Annotated in this window: 8 protein-coding genes; 4 read left to right on the top strand and 4 right to left on the bottom strand. The window is 65.3% G+C overall.

Features of this window, described 5'->3' with window-relative positions; translation table 11 throughout:
• Nucleotides 1-54 precede the first annotated feature (54 nt).
• Together ACP7B7_RS02970 and ACP7B7_RS02965 are read right to left on the bottom strand one after the other, a co-directional pair.
• Nucleotides 55-4,470 (bottom strand): translocation/assembly module TamB domain-containing protein, encoded by a 4,416-nt coding sequence (locus tag ACP7B7_RS02970; RefSeq protein WP_426075685.1) that lies wholly within the window; start codon nt 4,468-4,470, stop codon nt 55-57.
• Nucleotides 4,470-6,416 carry a BamA/TamA family outer membrane protein gene (locus ACP7B7_RS02965; RefSeq protein WP_426075684.1) on the bottom strand — a complete coding sequence of 649 codons (1,947 nt, stop codon included), beginning with the start codon at nt 6,414-6,416 and terminating at the stop codon, nt 4,470-4,472. The genes ACP7B7_RS02970 and ACP7B7_RS02965 overlap by 1 nt, the downstream gene beginning before the upstream one ends.
• Before the next feature lie 224 nt (nt 6,417-6,640).
• Between ACP7B7_RS02965 and queC the strand changes: the two genes are divergently transcribed.
• Together queC and ACP7B7_RS02955 are read left to right on the top strand one after the other, a co-directional pair.
• Entirely contained in the window at nt 6,641-7,363 is a 723-nt protein-coding gene (queC, locus tag ACP7B7_RS02960) for a 7-cyano-7-deazaguanine synthase QueC (RefSeq protein ID WP_426075683.1), read from the top strand.
• Between the two features lie 141 nt (nt 7,364-7,504).
• Nucleotides 7,505-10,555: a sensor domain-containing diguanylate cyclase gene (locus ACP7B7_RS02955; RefSeq protein WP_426075682.1), complete on the top strand. Its 3,051-nt coding sequence runs from the start codon at nt 7,505-7,507 to the stop codon at nt 10,553-10,555.
• On the opposite strand, the gene ACP7B7_RS02950 is transcribed toward ACP7B7_RS02955, so the two are convergent.
• Entirely contained in the window at nt 10,556-10,942 is a 387-nt protein-coding gene (locus ACP7B7_RS02950) for a hypothetical protein (RefSeq protein ID WP_426075681.1), read from the bottom strand.
• A 209-nt stretch (nt 10,943-11,151) separates the two neighbouring features.
• Here ACP7B7_RS02950 and ACP7B7_RS02945 point away from each other — a divergent pair, with 209 nt between their 5' ends.
• Complete coding sequence (locus ACP7B7_RS02945) at nt 11,152-11,388, top strand: hypothetical protein (protein ID WP_308923685.1); 237 nt, start codon at nt 11,152-11,154, stop codon at nt 11,386-11,388.
• Between the two features lie 110 nt (nt 11,389-11,498).
• Complete coding sequence (locus tag ACP7B7_RS02940) at nt 11,499-12,005, top strand: hypothetical protein (protein WP_426075679.1); 507 nt, start codon at nt 11,499-11,501, stop codon at nt 12,003-12,005.
• A gap of 128 nt (nt 12,006-12,133) precedes the next feature.
• Here the strand turns inward: ACP7B7_RS02940 and ACP7B7_RS02935 are convergent, their stop codons facing one another.
• Nucleotides 12,134-15,271 carry an efflux RND transporter permease subunit gene (locus ACP7B7_RS02935; RefSeq protein ID WP_426075677.1) on the bottom strand — a complete coding sequence of 1,046 codons (3,138 nt, stop codon included), beginning with the start codon at nt 15,269-15,271 and terminating at the stop codon, nt 12,134-12,136.
• Nucleotides 15,272-15,280: the final 9 nt, after the last annotated feature.

Genomic DNA, 15,280 nt, shown 5'->3' with positions numbered 1-15,280 from the left:
AGCAAAAGAAAAGGGCGCCGAGGCGCCCTTTGTGTTTTCCGCTACCGTTCCGGGTCAGTCAAACGCCCACGTATACAACACATCCAGCGCATTGTTGGTGCCGGTCTGGAACTGCAAGGTAAAGCGGCGGTTCAGCTTGTAGCGCAGTTTCACCAGGCTCGACGCCGTGCTGGCGCCTTGCTCGAACGTCAGGTAGGCGCGCGACGACAAACGCTTGCCGACCGTGACGACCGTGCTTTCCAGGCCGGCCGCTTGCGACAGCCCCACTTCGTCGAGGCCCAGCGAGCTGGCCAGCTTGCCTTGCATGCCGCCGCCCGAGCCGCCGAAGAGGGCGCCGGCCGCCGTGGTCAGCAAGGCCATTTCATCGCCGGCCGCCGTTTCCGCGCCGTGGCCCAGGATCAGCCAGGCCAGCTTGTCGCTGTCCGACACGTTCGGCGTCGATACCAGCTTGGCCGTCGGCGCCTGCGCCGTGCCGCGCACTTCCACGCCCGCTTCGACATTGGTTTCCGACAGCGCTTCGCCTTCGGGACGCTTGCGCACGGCCAGCACGTTCAGCGACGGATTGTCGTAGGCGCCCGTGAAATTGATCACACCGCGGTCGATCGACAGCTTCTGGCCGTAGGCCGCATACAGGCCGTTGACGACGCGGATGCTGCCGGTGACGCGCGGCGCATTGCGGTTCTGCACGCGGGCGCGGATATTGCCGGCCAGGTCGGCATCGATGCCCATGCCGCGCAGGTGGAAAGCGTTGCCCAGGTCGAATTCCACGTCGATATTCAAGGGCAGCTCGGGCGCGGCCTTGGTGGCGCGGCTGTTCTTGCCCAGTACCACCACGTCATCGCTTTGCGTCGGCGTGCCTTCCGGCGCCAGTTCGATCAGCGCGCGGTTGGCCTTGAACTTGCCTTCCAGGCTGAACAGTTTCTCGTTGCGCAGCACGGTGGCGTTGCCCGACAGGATCAGGGTGCGGTCCGGACGCGACAGGGCCGTCAGGCGGTCGGCCAGCAGTTTCAGCTCCATCGTCGCTTCGCCGTTCGCAAAACGTACCCAGCCGTCAAGCTGGGCCTTGCCATTGCCGCCGTCAAAGCTCAGGCGCTGCAGCTGCAGCTGGTCGCCGGCCAGTTTCGCCTGCAGCACGCCATTGCGCAATTTCAAACCTTGCTCGGCCCAGTTCACCAGCAGACCGGTGCCCGCGATGTCGCCGTTCAGCAAGGGCGCGCCGATAGTGCCGCTGCCCGTCAACGCCACTTTCAGGGCGCCGCCCAGTTCCAGTCCCGGTTGTCCCGCCAGTGGCGCCACCCACGCCAGCGAGGCGATATTGGTGGTGCCCGTCAGGCTCAAGGCGCTGCTGTTGCTGATGCGTCCGCCCAGCATTTGCACGGTGGCATTGATATCGCTCTGGCCGGCGCGCGTGCCGTCCAGTTTGACATTCAGGCGCAATTGCTGGTTGGCGACATCGATCCTCGCGTCCAGGGTGCGCAGGCCCAGGGTCAATGGCTGGTCGACGCCTACCGTTACATCGCCTTTTTCGCGGAAGACATGCAGCATGCCGGCCAGCGCCGGTTCCTTCTGGCTGGCGGTGGCGGCTTGCATGTCGAGCGACCATTGCGCGCCCAGGGTCAGGTCGCCACGCATGTTTTCCTTCAGCGCCGGCGCGAACTGCGCCAGGTAGTTCAAGGCCACGCCGGTCGCCTGGCCGGTGCTGGTCCAGCGCGGACCGTTCTTGGCCAGGCTTTGCATGGTGATGCTGCCGGCCGGCAGCTTGATCACGGTATTGCCCACGCTCAGCTGCTCGGGATTGCCCAGGCCGGCCACGCCGCTACCGGCCGGGCCCGCCACTTTCACGGGTACCGGCGCCTGCAGCACCAGCGCATAGCGGCCCTTGTTCTGCAGGCTGTCGATGCTGCCGGTCCAGCTGGCGCCGCTCTGGCTGCCCCTGGCGGCAATCGTGGCGTCGAAGTCGTCATTGCGCGCCGCCACACTGATCGTGTGGTTGCCGCGCGTGCCGGTGGTGCCCAAGCGGGCCGTGGCCAGCTTGAAGGTCGGCGTGCTGTAGCCGGTGATTTCCAGCGCGCTGACCATCGGGTCCTGCGCGCCTTGGCCGGAGCCGACGCTGGCGCTGCCCTTGACGGCTTGCAGGCGCTGGTCGCCGAAGAAGGTGAGATTGCTGCCGTCCAGGCTCAGTTGCGCGGCCGGTGCATCCATCTTGCCCGAGACCACGCCCGACGCATGCAGCACGCCGGCAAATTGCGGCCCCAGGGTGGCCAGCTGCGGCGCATCAAGTTTCCAGTTCAGCTTGTCATTCGCGCCGCCCAGCGCGCCCTTGGCGACCAGGCTGTTGGGGCCCAGGCGCAGTTCCACGTCGGCATTGTCGACCCGTTTGGCGGACGCCGTCAGCTTGGCGTAGCCGGCCAGCGGCGCATTCTGCAAGGTCGATTCGCGCAGCGCCAGGGTCAAGGCCATGCGCCAGTCGGCACTCAAATTGCCGCTGCCGTTGAAGTCCGCATTGATATTGCCGACTGGCAGGTCGCCGAAGGCGGCCGGGTTGAGTTTTTGCACGGTGCCGGCCATTTTCACTTCCGGCGACTGCTTCGGTCCCGTCAGGCCGATGTCGCCGCTGGCGTGGATCACGCTGTCGGGCGCCGGGCGCTTGCTGCTGGACAGGCCCAGGCCTTTCGCGTCGGCCACGAACGTCGTGCGCGGTTCTTTCATGGTCCCTTGCACCACGCCGCTGGCCAGCACCGCGCCGACCAGGTCGCCCTGCACGGCGGACAGTTGCCGCGCATCGACATTCCAGTTCAGTTTTTCGCCGGCGCCGCCAAAGTTGCCCTTGGCCGCGATGGTGTTCTTGCCCAGCGCCAGCTGCACGTCGATGCCGCTGAAGTGCGCGGCGTCGGCCGTCAGCTTGCCCTTGCCGGACAGTGGCTGGTCGAGCAGCTTGCTGGGGCGCACCGTGAAGTCGGCATTGGCCAGCCATTGCGGGGCCACGTGGCCATGCGCGCGCACGTCCAGGTTCAGGTCGGCGACGGGAAACGCGCCGAAGTCGGCCGGGTTCAGGCGGCTGGTGCTGGCGACGGCCTTGAACGGTTGATCATCCTTCAGGCTGAGCTGGCCGCTGGCGTTGATGCTGCTCTTGCCCGCTTGCAAGGTGGCTTTGCTGAGGTTCACCAGGGAATCGGCCAGCGTGGCTTCCAGGTCCAGGCGCAGCTTGGCTTCACCGAGTTTGGCGCGCACGGTCTGCGTCTTGCCGTCGCTGTCGAGGGTGATGTCGCCGGCGATTTTGGTGCTGTTGATGCTGCTGTAGATTTGCTGCAGGTCGATCTTGTCGGTATGCAGGGCGATATTCGCCTGGCCGATGCCGGCGTCGGGCGCGTCGCGGTCGATCTTGCCGCCGCCGGTAAACTTGCCGGCATTGCCGAAGTCGATGATGGCCGAGTCCAGCGTAGTGGCCGTCAGGGTGCCACCCAGGCGCGCGTCGAACTGGCGCAGCGGCAGCTTCTGCTGGTCCAGCGGACCCGGCGTGGCGTGGTTGACGATCGCCAGCTTGCCCGAGACACTCTGATTGGCACCGATGGCCGCATCGAGGTCCAGGCTCAGGTCGGCCTGCGGCAAGGTCGCATCGAACTTGCCCGGATTGATATTGCTGCCCTTGACCTTGGCCGAGCGCAGGATGATGACCGGGTCGAACGGCGCCAGCGCCAGTTGCGCGTCGGCTGTGGCGGCGCCGGCATTGCCCTTGGCGTTGATATTGAGCACATTCAAATCGCCACCGAGCGCCAGGTTCAGGGCCGCCGGTTTTTCACCGGCCGGCGCCACCGCCTGCGTCAGGCTGGCCGTGCCCTTGAGCTTGAACGGTTTCACCGCGGCGATGGTGGCGTCGGCTTTTGCCAGGCCGAACGGCGTCACGCCCGAAGCGTCTTTCAGCTGCCATTCGGTCTTGTCGCCTGACAGCGCAAAGCGGATTTTTTCAAACACGGTATTGCCGGTATCGCCGATCAGCGTGATCTTGTCGAGGCGCGCCTCGCTGATGCCGATTTTAAAGGGCGAGGCCAGGCTGTCGGGCATGGTCGACGGTTCGTCCGATTTGCCGATGGTTTGCACCGACAGGCTGGCCACGTGCAATTCGGAAATCGCGATGCCTTCCGAGAAGTACTGGAATGGCGACCAGTTGATGTCGATATTGTCGGCCGTGATGTGCTGGGTCTTGCTGCGGTAGCTGACATGGTCCAGGTGCATGCGGTCATACAGCGAGCCGGACACGCCGGATACTGCGATCTGGCCGCCGCTGGCGCTGGCCACTTTTTGCACCAGCAGTTGCAGGGTCGATTCGCGGCCCAGGAACCAGAAGGCGCCGCCCAGCAGCACGGCCAGGCTGGCGATGGCGATCAGCAGGTAGCGCGGCCAGCGGCGCGTTTTCGCCGGCGGCGGTGGTGGTGGCGAGGCGGAGGAGGACTCGTTGGTAAGTTCGGACATCAGAAAGTGAATCCCAGAGAAAAGTGCAAACGATAGGCATGGACGGCATGGCCGTATGCCACGTCGACATTGATGGGGCCGACGGGGCTCTTGTAGCGCCCGCCCAGGCCATAGCCCGATTTCAGTTCCAGCGCGTCCTTGACGCTGTCGGCCGAATTGCCGGCGTCATAGAAGGCGGCAATCGCCCATTTCGGCTTGAACCAGTACTGGTATTCGGCGCTGGCGGTGGCCAGGTAGCGTCCGCCGACGGTGGCGTCGCCTTCCTTGACGCCCAGTTCCTGGTAGGCATAGCCACGCACGGACTGGTCGCCGCCGGCGCGGAACAGGTAGACGGCCGGCACGCCTTTTTTCTCTTTCGAGCCCAGCGCGCCCATTTCGCCGCGCACGATCAGTTCGCCTTTTTCGCCGAGCGGCTTGTAATACACGCCCTTGCCGGAGACGCGCACGAAGCGCTCGTCGGTCAGCACCGGCAGCAGCGCGCCGCCGACCTGGGCATTGATCACATAGCCCTTGGTGGGAAACAGCAGGCTGTCGAGGCTGCGCTTGGTGATGGCATAGGTCAGCGGCAAGCTCTTGCTGCGCGTCTGTTCCAGGCCGACCACGGTTTTATCTTCGCTCAAGAATTCGAAGGTCAGGCTGCGTTCCAGGTTGGTGCCACCCCAGTTGCGCTTGGCGGCGATGGTCGACACGGCCGTGATCTCGTTGGAAATGTCGCTGCGCTCGAACGAGGCGCCGATGCTGTCGTTGTAGCCGCGCTCGGTGGTGGGGAAATAGAAATTGGTGTGCGCCGCCTGTTTCTTGGTTTCCATCGTGATCGCGCTCTTGAAACGCGTGCCCCAGACATTCAGGTTGTCGTAGTTGAGCTGGGCGCGGTTCCCCGTATTGGTACTGAAACCGATACCGGCGCTGACGTTCTGCTGCTTGTTTTCCGTGACGCGCACCACCAGCGGCAGTTGCGGCGCCGGGCCGCGGCTGGCCTGGGCGGTTTCCACGCTTTCGCCTTCCTGCACCGCCTGGCCCGCTTCAATCTGCTCGCCCAGGATGCTGCTCATGTCGGCGCTCACTTCCACGCTGGCAAAGTAGCCGGTGTCCTGCAGGCGCGCCTGGTACAGCTGCAGCGCCGATTCGCTGTAGTACTCGCCGGGGCTGATCTTGTTCAGGTTGCGGATGATGGCCGGATCGTAGCGCTTCAAACCTTCGATGCGCAGCTCGCCAAAGCGCAGCTCGGGGCCGCTGCTGAGGATCACCAGCAAGGACACCTTGTGCGTTTCAGGATCGACTACCGCTTGCGTATCGACCAGCTGGGCGCGCGGGTAGCGCGTCTGCACCACTTCGCGCAGCAGGGCGCGCTTGGCGGACTCCCATTCGGACTGGCGGAAGATGGCGCCCGTCTTCAGGCCCCAGCTGCGTTTCAGGCCTTCGGTATCGTACGGTTCGCTGGCCGCCAGCGGCGGGGTCGGATCGAAACCGCGCAATTCCAGCTCGACCTTGTCGATCGTCACCGGCTGGCCCGGATCGACATCGACGGTGACGACGGGGCGGCTGCCGGCGGTGTCGACGTTGACCGTGACGACGGGCGTATAGAAGCCGGCCGTGGCGACCAGGTTTTTCACCTGCTCGGGCGCGTCGCGCACCAGGCGCTGCAACTGCTCGCGGTCCATGCGCGGATTGCCGCGAAAACGTTCCAGGTCGAGGTTTTTTTCCAGCAGCTCATCGAGGTCGCCGGGCGCATTGACGCGCACATCGTATTGCAGGGCTGGCGCGACGGGCGTAGTGTCGGCGGCCGGCTCTTCACCCGGCGTGTCCGCCATGGCTTCCGGAGCGGTTGCCGGAGCGGTCTCCGGGGTGGCGGGAGCCGGCACCGCCACGGCCTCCTGCGCGCGTGCGTGGGCCATGGGGAGGGTCAGGATGGCGCCGCCGGCAGCGGCCAGTGTCAGTTGCCCCATTACTTTTGCCACCAGTTGTGCCAAAATTCGTGGTCGTATCGCCTTGCCGGTGGCTAAGTGCCGTATGGGACGTGCAGAAAACATGGTGCTCCAGATGAGTAAATGCTGCTCGCATGTTACCGGAAGTGAGAAATTGATGGCGGACGAATAAGACTATTTTGTGCAGGGTATTTGATTGCCCGGCGCAAGCTCTGCCAGCGTGTCCTTAATTAAGAAAGAATATTATGTTAGCAACTGATACGGCACTCGTATTGTTTAGCGGTGGGCAAGACTCCACCACCTGCCTGGCCTGGGCCCTGGAGCACTATAGCCGCGTAGAAACCATCGGCTTTGACTACGGCCAGCGCCATGCGATCGAGCTGACCGTGCGCCCGGGCCTGCTGGCCAAGATGCGCGAGCATTCGCCCGAGTGGAATGCGCGCCTGGGTGAAGACCATATGATAGACCTGTCCCTGATTTCGGCCATTTCCGATACGGCCATGACACAGGACGTGGAAATCGTGATGCAGGAAAACGGCTTGCCGAACACCTTTGTTCCTGGCCGCAACCTGCTGTTCATGACGGTGGCCGCCACCGTGGCCTACCGCCGCGGCCTGACGGTGCTGGTGGGCGGCATGTGCGAAACGGATTTCTCGGGCTACCCCGATTGCCGCGACGACACCATGAAGGCGCTGCAAGTGGCGCTGAACCTGGGCATGGCCACGCGCCTGAAGCTGGAAACGCCGCTGATGTGGCTGGACAAGGCGCAAAGCTGGGACCTGGCGGAACGCCTCGGCGGCCAGAGCCTGGTCGACCTGATCCGCAGCGACACGCATACCTGCTACCTGGGCGAGCGCGGCCAGCTGCATGACTGGGGCTATGGCTGCGGCACCTGCCCGGCCTGCGCGCTGCGCGCGAATGGTTATCGCCAGTACATCGCGGGCAAGGCGGCCTTGCCTGTCCTGTAACGGTGTGGTCTTTTTGATACAGGGTGCAAAGTTTGCAAGGCCACCCGCTGTAACGTAGTATCGTTGACATCCGCTACCGATGGTAGATGCGCGCCGCCGCGCTTGCGCCGGCGCGAATTTCGATCAGCCTTCCAGCCCGCCATGAACAGACGCGCTTCGCCGTTGTCGTCCAGATCGCACCGCCCGCAATGGGTGGGACCGCCGTTGTTTGCGGCCCTGGTGCTGACCTTGGGACTGGGCCTGAGCTATGGCGCCTGGCGCGCCGCCAGCGATGCCAGCGAACAACAGCTGCGCGCCGATTTCGATTTTCACGTGCGCGAACTGGTGGGCAGCATCAGCGGGCGCATGCGCACCTACACCGACCTCCTGCATGGCGTGCAGGGCCTGTACGCCAGCTCGACCAACGTCACGCGCGAGGAATTCCATGCCTACCTGGCGGTGCGCGACCTGGCCCGCCACTACCCCGGCATCCAGGGCGTCGGTTATTTGCCGCTGCTGCCCGGCGCGCAGCGCGCGGCGCACGAAGCGCAGGCGCGCGCGCAGGGTTTTCCCGGCTATGTGATTCAACCGCCGGGAGCGCGGCCCGTGATCGCGCCGATCACCTACCTGGAACCGGTCAACGACAGCAACCTGCGCGCCATGGGCCATGACCTGCTGGCCGAGCCGGCGCGGCGCGCGGCCCTGGACCAGGCGCGCGACACCGGGCAGGCGGCCATGACGGGCAAGCTCCAGCTGCTGCAGGATGGCGGCGCCAGCGCCAGTACCACGGTGTACGGCTTTTTGCTGGTGATGCCGATCTTCGACAATGGCCTGGCGCACGACAGCGTGCAGCAGCGCCGCGCCGCCCTGCGCGCCTGGGTCTTCGCGCCGTTTCGCATGCAGGACCTGATGCGGGGCGTGGGCGGCGAGGCGTCGCGCCTGCTGGACCTGGAAATCTACGACGGCGACCAGTTGGACGCCGGCGCCCGGCTGTACGACAGCCTGCCCGGGATGCCGGTGGCGCCGGGCCGGCTGGCCAGCACGCAGGCATTGACCATCGCCGGCCATGTCTGGACCGTGCGCGTGCGCGCGCTGCCTGCTTTTGACGGCGACCTGCTGGCGCGCCCGCGCATGGTGGCCTGGACCGGCCTGTTCGTCAGCCTGGCGCTGGCGCTGGCCACCTGGCTGCTGGCGGCCAGCCGCTACCAGGCGCAGCGCTCGCTGGCGCGCGCCAGCGAACTGGCCGGCCAGCTGGAGCAGGGCCAGGCCAGCGTGCTGGCGATGGCCGAGGCGGCGCAGCGCAGCCAGGCGATGCTGCGCAATATCCTCGATTCCACCCTCGACGGCATCCTGGTCGACAACGCCGATGGCCGCATCTTTACCTCGAACCGGCGCTTTCGCGACCTGTGGCAAGTGCCCGACACGCTCGACTGGCAGGCCGACGGCAGGGCGCTGGTACTGCATGTGCAAAGCCGGCTGGAAGAAGCCACGCCTTTCCTCGACGCGCGCCGTCATGCGCCGCACGGCCACCGCGAACAGCGCGACCTGCTGCACCTGCGCGACGGCCGGGTGATCGAACAATATATCCGCAGCATGCAACTGGGTAATGAGCAGGCCAGGCTGTGGACCTTCCGCGATATCAGCGAGCGCAGCCTGGCCGAGCGGCGCGAAACGACGCGGCGCCAGGTGCTGGAAATGCTGGCCATCGGCGCGCCGCTGGAGCGGGTGCTGGAAAGCGTGGTGCTGGGGGTGCAGGCCGACCATCCGGCCATGGTCTGCAGCATCCTGCTGCTCGACGAACACCGGCACCGCCTGGTGCTGGGCGCGGCGCCCTCGCTGCCGGCGTTTTTCAACCTGTCCAGCCATGGCCATGGCGTCGACATGCTGCGCGGCGTGCATGGCGTGTCGGCGCTGGCCGTGCGCAGCGGCCAGCGCATCAGCGTGCCCGACCTGCGCGCGGCCGAAACACTGCCGGGCGAGATGGAACTGGCGACGCAGGCCGGCCTGCAGTCGTGCTGGGCCGAACCGGTGCGCGGCGGCTCGGGCAAGCTGCTGGGGGTGCTGATGGCCTACCACCGCCAGCCGCTGGCGCCGGGCGCCTCGCACCTGGCGCGCTTGAGCGAAGCGGCGCACCTGGCCGGCATGGCGATCGAGCAGGCGCAGGTGGCGCAGGCGCTGCGCGCCGGCGAAGCGCGTTTTCGCAGCCTGTACGACCATGCGCCGGTGGCCTTGTGGGAGCAGGACTGGTCGGCCGTGCGCGAGGCGCTCGATCTTCTCAAGCAGTCGGAGGTGCAGGATTTGCCGGCCTATTTCCAGCAGCGTCCCGACGAACTCAAGCGCCTGGCCGGCCTGGTGACCATCATCGACGCGAACGGCGCCGCGCTGGCGCAGGTCAGGGCCAACCTGGAAGACCAGCGGCGCGGCAAGCTGGGCCTGGCGCAAAACTTCGACGAGGCCGCCTTGCCCGCGTTCGGCGCGGCGCTGCTGGCGCTGGCTGGCGGCGCCCACCTGTACGAATGCGAGAGCAGTTTTCTGCGCCTCGATGGGGCGGCGCGGCAAAACGAACTGAGCCTGCTGGTGATGCCGGGCCATGCCGACAGCCTGGATTTCGTGATGGTGTCCTCGCTCGATATCACCGAACGCAAGCGCATGAATGCCGAGCTATTGCAGCTGGCCACCACCGACTTTTTGACCGGGCTGCCGAACCGCCGCCATTTCATGACGGCCTTGGCCGGCGAACATGCGCGCTTGCAGCGCGAACTGGCCAGCGTGGCCACCGTGCTGATGCTCGATATCGATCATTTCAAGCGCGTCAACGATGAACACGGCCATGCCGTGGGCGACGTGGTGCTGCGCCACCTGGGCGCGCTGATATGCCAGGCGCTGCGCAAGGTCGACGTGCCGGGCAGGGTGGGCGGCGAGGAATTCGCCATCCTGTTGCCGGGCACCGACATGGCGTCGGCGGCCGTGTTTGCCGAGCGCTTGCGCGCCCGCGTGGCCGACAGTTCGGTCAGCATCGACGGTGGCGTGCTGCTGTGCGTGACGGTGAGCATCGGCATGGCGGCCATGAGCGGCACCGATGCCGGTTGCGATGCGGTACTGGTGCGCGCCGATGAAGCGCTGTACCGCGCCAAGCGGGGCGGACGCAACCGGGTGGAACATCATGACGGCGGTGGCTCTGGCGGCGTGCTGAGCCAGTTCATGGCCAGCTGATCAGAGACCTGCCCGGTGCGCCCGCGCCTGCTTGCGGCTGCGGCTGGACAACAGCCAGATCACGGCGGCAATCACCAGCAGCGGCAGCAGGACCGGTGCACTGCAGGCCAGCAGCACCAGGACCAGCACGCCCCCGCCCAGCACCACGCCGGCCACCATGAACATGCCGACACCGGCCACCACCACGCCCACCACCATGGCGGCGCAGACCAGCGCGATCAGTGCGATCAGCAGGCCGCCGCTGGCAAACACCAGCCCGAACAGCCATTCCAGCGGACCGTCGAAATCGTCGCCATTGAACTGCATGTGCATGTCGCTGGCGCCGATCTTGTCGAGGAACAGGCAGGCCAGCACGAGGATCAGGACGAAGGTGAGTATTTTTTTCATGGCAGGCCTCTGAAAGATGTATTGGGATAAAGCATGTTCACACTGTAGCGGCGCCTCCGGGGCCCTGCCAGCCACGTGCGACAGGCGGTCGTTTTCGCGGCATGGATGGCATGTGGCCGGATGAGATGGTGGTATCAAACAAGTTTTCTTTTCTTGCAATACGCGCATGGCGACCTATACTGAGCATTCACATTTGCAAGGAGGGCACCATGCTTGTGACTGCAGCTATCGGGGATCAATCGCTATCCCTGCATCATTGTCGAATCACGCGCCAGCGTAGCGCCGTCAAGTCTTGCGCCGAGCCTGTCGGCGCGCCATCGGCGATACCGCCGATCATCATCAACCCCTACAATTACCGCGTGCCGCTGCCGGCCATCGACCCGCGCTGGACCCCGCCGGGGCCACCGCTGACCTGGCCGGCGCGGCCCGCCATGTCGATGTGCTGAGCGGGGTGTGAAAAGGTGGGGCGGCATGCTGTTTTACAGTGTGCCAAACGCGGCACGGGCGGGCGATTTCGTCTATCATGCAGGCCCCACCTTCCATCACGAGCACCGCCATGAGTACCGATCTTCCCGAGTTTTCCGAGCCAGATGAGCAAGACAGCGACGCGCCCATTCAGGAACCGCGCCTGTGGACCGGCAACGGCTGGACCGCGCGCGTGATCAAGAACGAGGAAGACGAAGGCTGGGCGGTGGCCATGATCAAGGATGGCGAACCGGAACCGGCCCTGGTCGGCCCGTGGACCATGGGCCGCGACAAGAAAAACCCCAAGCCGCTCGACGTCAACGCCTTCAATACCCTGGTGAAGACGGCGTCCGAGGTGCTGCGCCGCCATGAACAGCAGCTGCACGCGCAATTGCACAAGAGCCTGTACGTGGCCACCGACGAAGGCCAGGTCAAGGTCATGTTCGACATCGTGCCCGACGAAGAGCACCCGTATGCCGAGCTGAGCGCGTATGACGCCGACGGCGAACAGATCGCCAAGGTGCGCGCCCCGGCCGCATTCAAGTTCAACGCGACCGCGGCGGCCAGCTGGATCGAGGGCGGGTATCGCAAGCCGTAATAATTCGAATAACAACCGGCATGACCGTAGGTCGGATTAGGCCGCAGGCCGTAATCCGACAACATTGTTGGCTCCAAAAATGCACCGCCAACAATGTTGTCGGGTTACGCGCGTAGCGCTAACCCGACCTACGCTGACTCTTTCTTCCGGTAAGCCAGGCTATACAACAGCGGCAACACCAGCAAGGTCAACACCGTCGACGACAATATGCCGCCGATCACCACCGTCGCCAGCGGGCGCTGCACTTCGGCGCCGGTGCCGGTGGCGATCGCCATCGGCACGAAACCCAGTGACGCTACCAGCGCCGTCATCAGCACCGGCCGCAAGCGCGAGAGGGCGCCGTCGCGGATGGCATCGTGCACAGTAAAACCCTGTTCGCGCAGCTGGCGAATAAACGAAATCATCACCAGCCCGTTCAGCACGGCCACGCCGGACAGGGCGATAAAGCCTACCGCCGCCGAGATCGACAGCGGTATGTCGCGCAGCCACAGCGCGAGGATGCCGCCGGTCAGCGCAAACGGGATGCCGCTGAACACCAGCAAGCCATCCTTCACATTGCCGAACATGGCAAACAGCAAAATGAACACCAGGCCCAGGGCCAGCGGCACCACCAGCTGCAATCGCGCGGTGGCCGACTGCAATTGCTCGAACTGGCCGCCCCAGCTGGTCCAGTAGCCGGCCGGTATGTTGACCTGGGCTTGCAGCTGCTGCGTGGCTTCGGCCACAAACGAGCCGATATCGCGCCCGCGCACGTTGGCGCTGATGACGATGCGGCGCTTGCCGTCCTCGCGGCTGATCTGGTTCGGCCCGGGCGCCACTTGCAGGCTGGCGACTTCGCCGAGCGGAATGAAGCGCGCGCGGCCTTCCGCATTGGCGCCCTGGGGCAGGGCGATCGGCAGGCGGCGCAATTGCTCCAGGTCGCTGCGCAGGCTGTCGGGCAGGCGCACCACGATGTCGAACCGGCGGTCGCCCTGGAACAGGGTGCCGGCCTGCTGGCCGCCGATGGCGGTCGAGATCGCCGCCTGCACGTCGGCCATGTTCAGGCCATAGCGGGCCGTCTGCTCGCGGTCGATCTGCACCGTCAGCATCGGCAGGCCGCTGGTCTGTTCGACCTTCACTTCGGTGGCGCCGGCCACCTTGCCCAGCACGCCGGCAATGGCGGCCGCCGTCGCATCGAGCACGGCCATGTCGTCGCCATACAGTTTCACCGCCACGTCGCTGCGCACGCCGGAAATCAGCTCGTTGAAACGCAGCTGGATCGGCTGCGAGAACTCGTAGTTGCTGCCCGGCAGGCTGGTGGCCGTCGCCTCGATTTCGGCCAGCAATTGCTCGCGCGGCTTTTTCGGTTGCGGCCACTGCGCGCGCGGTTTCAGCATGATGTAGCCGTCCGAGATATTCGGCGGCATCGGGTCGGAGGCGATCTCGGCCGTTCCCGTGCGGGCGAAGACGCGCTCGATTTCCTTGTGATTGCTCATCAGCCTGGTTTCCAGCTGCTGCTGCATCGCCAGGGATTGCGTGAGGCTGGTGCCGGGAATGCGTAGCGCCTGGATCGCGATATCGCCCTCGTTCAGGCTGGGCACGAACTCGCTGCCCATGCGCGTCGCCAGCAAGCCCGACAGCAGCACGGCCACCGCCGCGAACACCAGCACCACCGGCGTGTTGGCCATGGCCTTGTCCAGCGCCGGCGCATACCAGCGCTTGGCCGCGCGCATGATGGCGTTTTCCTTTTCCGCCACCTTGTCGCCGATAAACAGCGCCACCGCGGCCGGAATAAAGGTGATCGACAGCAGCATGGCGCCCAGCAGCGCAATCACGACTGTGAACGCCATCGGCGTAAACATCCTTCCTTCCACGCCCGTCAGCGCAAAGATCGGCAGATACACGACCATGATGATCAGCTGGCCGTACAGCAGCGGCCGGCGCGCTTCCTGCGAGGCCGCAAAGACTTCCTCGTACCGTTCCTGCAGGGTCAGGCGCCGGCCCAGCTTTTGCTGGGCATGGGCCAGGCGGCGCACGCAGTTTTCCACGATCACCACGGCGCCGTCGATAATGATGCCGAAGTCCAGCGCGCCCAGGCTCATCAGGTTGGCGCTGACGTGGTACTGCACCATGCCGGTAAATGTGAACAGCATGGCGAGTGGAATCACCATCGCCGTGATCAGCGCGGCCCTTATGTTCCCCAGGAACATAAAGAGGATGGCGATCACCAATACCGCCCCTTCCAGCAGGTTTTTCTTGACCGTATTGATGGCTTTGTCGACCAGCACCGTACGGTCGTACACGGTGACGGCATGCACGCCTTCCGGCAGGCTGCGGTTGATCTCGACCATTTTTTTATCCACCGCCTGCGACACGGCGCGGCTGTTCTGTCCGATCAGCATGAAGACGGTGCCGAGCACCACTTCGCGCCCGTTTTCGGTGGCCGCGCCGGTGCGCAGTTCGCGCCCGATGACGACGTCGGCCACGTCGCGGATGCGGATCGCCACGCCTTCGCGGTTGGCCACCACGATATTGGCGATATCGTCCTGGCTCCCGACCTGGCCCGGCGCGCGTATCAGCAGCTGCTCGCCCTGGCGTTCGATATAGCCGGCGCCCACATTGCCGTTGTTGCGCTCCAGCGCCGCCACGATTTCCTGCAGGCTGATGCCGTAGGAGCCCAGCTTGTCCGGATGCGGCGCCACCTGGTACTGCTTGGCGTAGCCGCCGATGGCGTTAATTTCCGTGACCCCCGGTACATTGCGCAGCTGCGGCTTGATGATCCAGTCCTGGATTTCGCGCAGGTCGGTCGGCGTGTAGGGCGTGCCGTCGGCCTTCCTGGCGCCCGGTTTGGTTTCCACCGTCCACAGATAGATCTCACCGAGGCCGGTGGACACCGGCCCCATCTTCGGCGTGATGCCGGCCGGCAGGCTTTCCTTCGCTTCCTGCAGGCGCTCGTTGATCATCTGGCGCGCAAAATAGATGTCGGTGCCGTCCTTGAAAATCACGGTGACCTGCGACAGGCCGTAGCGCGACAGCGAACGGGTTTCTTCGAGCTTCGGCAGGCCGGCCATCGCCGTTTCGATCGGAAAGGTGATGCGCTGCTCGGTTTCCAGCGGCGAGTAGCCGGCGGCGGCCGTATTGATTTGCACCTGCACATTGGTGATATCGGGCACGGCGTCGATCGGCAACCGCTGATAACTGTAGATGCCGAAGGCGGCCATGGCGGCCACGGCCAGCATGACCAGCCAGCGCTGCGCGATGGCAAAGCGGATCAAGCGTTCAAACATGATGGTTTC

This window comes from Janthinobacterium sp. PSPC3-1 (assembly GCF_049896105.1).
GTDB lineage: Bacteria > Pseudomonadota > Gammaproteobacteria > Burkholderiales > Burkholderiaceae_D > Janthinobacterium.
Note: the sequence above shows the minus strand (reverse complement) of the source record. Positions and strands in the feature narration are given on the sequence as shown.

Excerpts from the sequence above, each read along its gene's own strand:
- ACP7B7_RS02970 (WP_426075685.1), bottom strand. The coding sequence starts at position 4,470 with ATGTCCGAACTTACCAACGAGTCCTCCTCCGCCTCGCCACCACCACCG.
- ACP7B7_RS02965 (WP_426075684.1), bottom strand. The coding sequence starts at position 6,416 with ATGGGGCAACTGACACTGGCCGCTGCCGGCGGCGCCATCCTGACCCTC.
- queC (WP_426075683.1), top strand. The coding sequence starts at position 6,641 with ATGTTAGCAACTGATACGGCACTCGTATTGTTTAGCGGTGGGCAAGAC.
- ACP7B7_RS02955 (WP_426075682.1), top strand. The coding sequence starts at position 7,505 with ATGAACAGACGCGCTTCGCCGTTGTCGTCCAGATCGCACCGCCCGCAA.
- ACP7B7_RS02950 (WP_426075681.1), bottom strand. The coding sequence starts at position 10,942 with ATGAAAAAAATACTCACCTTCGTCCTGATCCTCGTGCTGGCCTGCCTG.
- ACP7B7_RS02945 (WP_308923685.1), top strand. The coding sequence starts at position 11,152 with ATGCTTGTGACTGCAGCTATCGGGGATCAATCGCTATCCCTGCATCAT.
- ACP7B7_RS02940 (WP_426075679.1), top strand. The coding sequence starts at position 11,499 with ATGAGTACCGATCTTCCCGAGTTTTCCGAGCCAGATGAGCAAGACAGC.
- ACP7B7_RS02935 (WP_426075677.1), bottom strand. The coding sequence starts at position 15,271 with ATGTTTGAACGCTTGATCCGCTTTGCCATCGCGCAGCGCTGGCTGGTC.